Source organism: Pseudomonas sp. P5_A2_2, assembly GCF_054177685.1.
Window position 1 is genome coordinate 1 of record NZ_JBGCUL010000699.1, and the last position, 2,414, is coordinate 2,414.

At 61.4% G+C, this 2,414-nt stretch carries 3 protein-coding genes; 1 reads left to right on the top strand and 2 read right to left on the bottom strand.

Features of this window, described 5'->3' with window-relative positions:
- The first annotated feature begins 78 nt into the window (after positions 1-78).
- A complete protein-coding gene (locus tag ACXRVY_RS24430; RefSeq protein WP_223463045.1) occupies positions 79-795 on the top strand; it encodes an alpha/beta hydrolase in 717 nt (238 codons plus the stop codon).
- A gap of 3 nt (positions 796-798) precedes the next feature.
- Here ACXRVY_RS24430 and ACXRVY_RS24435 read toward each other — a convergent pair whose 3' ends face one another.
- Both ACXRVY_RS24435 and ACXRVY_RS24440 read right to left on the bottom strand, forming a co-directional pair.
- Positions 799-1,365, bottom strand: coding sequence for a DcrB/PsbP domain-containing protein (locus tag ACXRVY_RS24435; RefSeq protein WP_223463044.1), 567 nt, complete (start codon positions 1,363-1,365; stop codon positions 799-801).
- Between the two features lie 138 nt (positions 1,366-1,503).
- On the bottom strand, positions 1,504-2,298 hold the full coding sequence (locus tag ACXRVY_RS24440; protein ID WP_223463043.1) for a hypothetical protein: 795 nt from the start codon (positions 2,296-2,298) through the stop codon (positions 1,504-1,506).
- Between the last annotated feature and the right edge of the window lie 116 nt (positions 2,299-2,414).

Genomic DNA, 2,414 nt, shown 5'->3' on the forward strand with positions numbered 1-2,414 from the left:
CGCCACGCTAGAGATGCCTCTGCCTACTGACCAGTGTTAGGCTCTTCCCCGAATCCTGCATTCCGTGAAGGAAGACCCATGTTGAAGATTCTCGCGCTGCTTACGCTCCTGGCATCTACTGTCGTCCACGCCCAAACCCCGCTGCAAACCGACTTGCCGCTCAAATACCTGGAACAGGCCAACGCCGATTCGAACCATCAACCCCTGGTGATTTTCCTCCACGGTTACGGCAGTAACGAGCAGGACCTGTTCGGCATCAAGGATGACTTGCCCGAGTCCTACACCTACCTGTCGGTACGAGCGCCGATTGTGATGCAGGAGGGCAGTTACCAGTGGTTTCGCAAGAAGGGTGAAGGGGCCTACAACGGCGAGACCGATGATCTGAAATCCAGCGGCCAGTTGCTGCTGGAATTCGTCGCACAGGCCACGAAGAAATATCACACCGAACCCGAGAAGGTGTTCCTGGTCGGCTTCAGCCAGGGCGCGATCATGTCCTACGAAGTGGGCCTGCGGTATCCCGAGGCGTTCGGTGGCATCGCTGCGTTGAGCGGGCGGATTCTGCCGGTGCTCAAGTCCGAGCTTGTGCCGGATGAAAAACGCCAGTCGCTGGCGATTTTCATCGGTCATGGCGAGCAGGACAAACGCCTTCCCTACAGCGACGGCACTGAAGCCAACAGCCTGCTGCAGAGCGTGTCGCTCGAGCCCGAGTTTCACGGCTATCCCGGTGTCGGCCACAACATCAGCGCCGACGAGATCCAGGATTTGAGCGCCTGGTTGCAGCGTCTCAACCCCTGAGCCTTATTTTGCGCTGACGATCTGTTTGATCAGGGTTTCGTGGGCCGCCATGTCGCCGGGACGGGAAATCACCTGGATCACCGCCATGCGGGTGCCGGATGCCGCCATCAGCGTGGTGGTGAGGGTCATGCCACCGCCTTGTGTGGCAGTGCCGTCGACCTGGCGCAGGCCCAGCCCGGTTTTCCGGGTCAGGCTTTTCTCGCTCAGTTTGTTGTAGTCGGGCAGGGACTTGTGTTGCGCCGAATCGAAGTCGGCCACGGTGCCGTCGAGGAACGCGCCGTCGTTGTCCTTGACACTGATGCTGTTGGGCAGGGTGTTTTCAGCGGCGATCACCACGGTCTTGGTGGTTTCATTGCTGTACAGGGTGCCGCTCGCACCCTCCGGGCTGGCCGGCAGCGGGTTGGCGATGAAACCCTTGGGCAGGTTGAAGGTGAACTTGCCGCCGAGCATCGAGACTTTCTGGGCGGGCGCATCGCTGGAAGCGGCCTTGGCGGCCTGCGCATTCAAAGCCCCCAGGCCGGTAGCGGCTGCCAGCAGCAGGACAAGGGCTTTTTTACTCAACAATGACATCGGAATCTCCAGGGATGGGCGCGCGGTGGGGCGCGATCATCCCATGGAGGTTGTGATGCATTCCAGCGTGCTCTACCGAGCGGTCACCTTGGCCGGGCACCCACCTATACTGAGGACATCCCGATGACCCGATGCAGCCTAGCGTTTGATGGCAGCGCCTTCAGTGTGTGTCGTCGGACCGGCCGGCCGCGCCAGCAGGCGTTTGGTCACACCCAGCATGGCCACCGACACCGCGATGCCCAGCACAAAAGCGTTCATTCCCATCGTCGGCAGGGCCAGCGCCAACACCAGGCAAAAGGCGGCGAACGAGTACATGCCGGTGGCGGTGGCGCGCAGCAACGCKGCGGTAAAGGCCGGGCCACGGGTTTGCTGGGAGAACACCGCCATCACRCTACCCAATACCGGGAACACCGCCAGCAGGCCGCTCCAGCGGTCGCCGATAGTGCTGGCCAGCAGGGTCACGACTAGCGTGAGCAATGCACCGGCCAGCATGCGCAGCAGGAGCTTGTCGGATTTCGGCGCCGGGCCATTGAGCACCGGTTGCACGGCGGGGAACAGGTACGGTGCGGCGAGCAGCGCGGTGGCGGCGGCGCACACCGAAAACACCAGGGATGCCGGGATCAGCGACAGGGCAATCGCCACCAGCGCCCAGACCGACAGCGAGATCAGCAACGCCAGCGGCCACCCGGCCCGTTGCGCGATCTGGGCGTAGGTCACGCAAAACGCAATCATCGCGAACATCGCCGACAGCGCAGCGGTGGCCGATTGCGCAGCGAACGCCTCGCCTTGTTCAAGGGCGAGGAACAACAGAATCGGCCCGACCACCACCGGCAACCCCGACAACCAACCGGCCACGCTCGGCCCCCAGCGTTTGCCAGCCAGGGAAATCAGTAGCAGAAAGCCTGGAATCACCAGCAGTTTAAGGATCAACACGCGCACGTCTCCGACCTGTGTGAGGTGGCAACGGTAACATTGCATCGGGTAGATTGCTTTATGTGTATGTAAATTTTGTATACAAAATTCAAGCCTTTGGAAATTGTGCGAAAGGT

What these genes read in the sequence shown, in the direction of transcription:
- ACXRVY_RS24435 (WP_223463044.1), bottom strand. Translation starts at nt 1,365, where the DNA reads ATGTCATTGTTGAGTAAAAAAGCCCTTGTCCTGCTGCTGGCAGCCGCT.
- ACXRVY_RS24430 (WP_223463045.1), top strand. Translation starts at nt 79, where the DNA reads ATGTTGAAGATTCTCGCGCTGCTTACGCTCCTGGCATCTACTGTCGTC.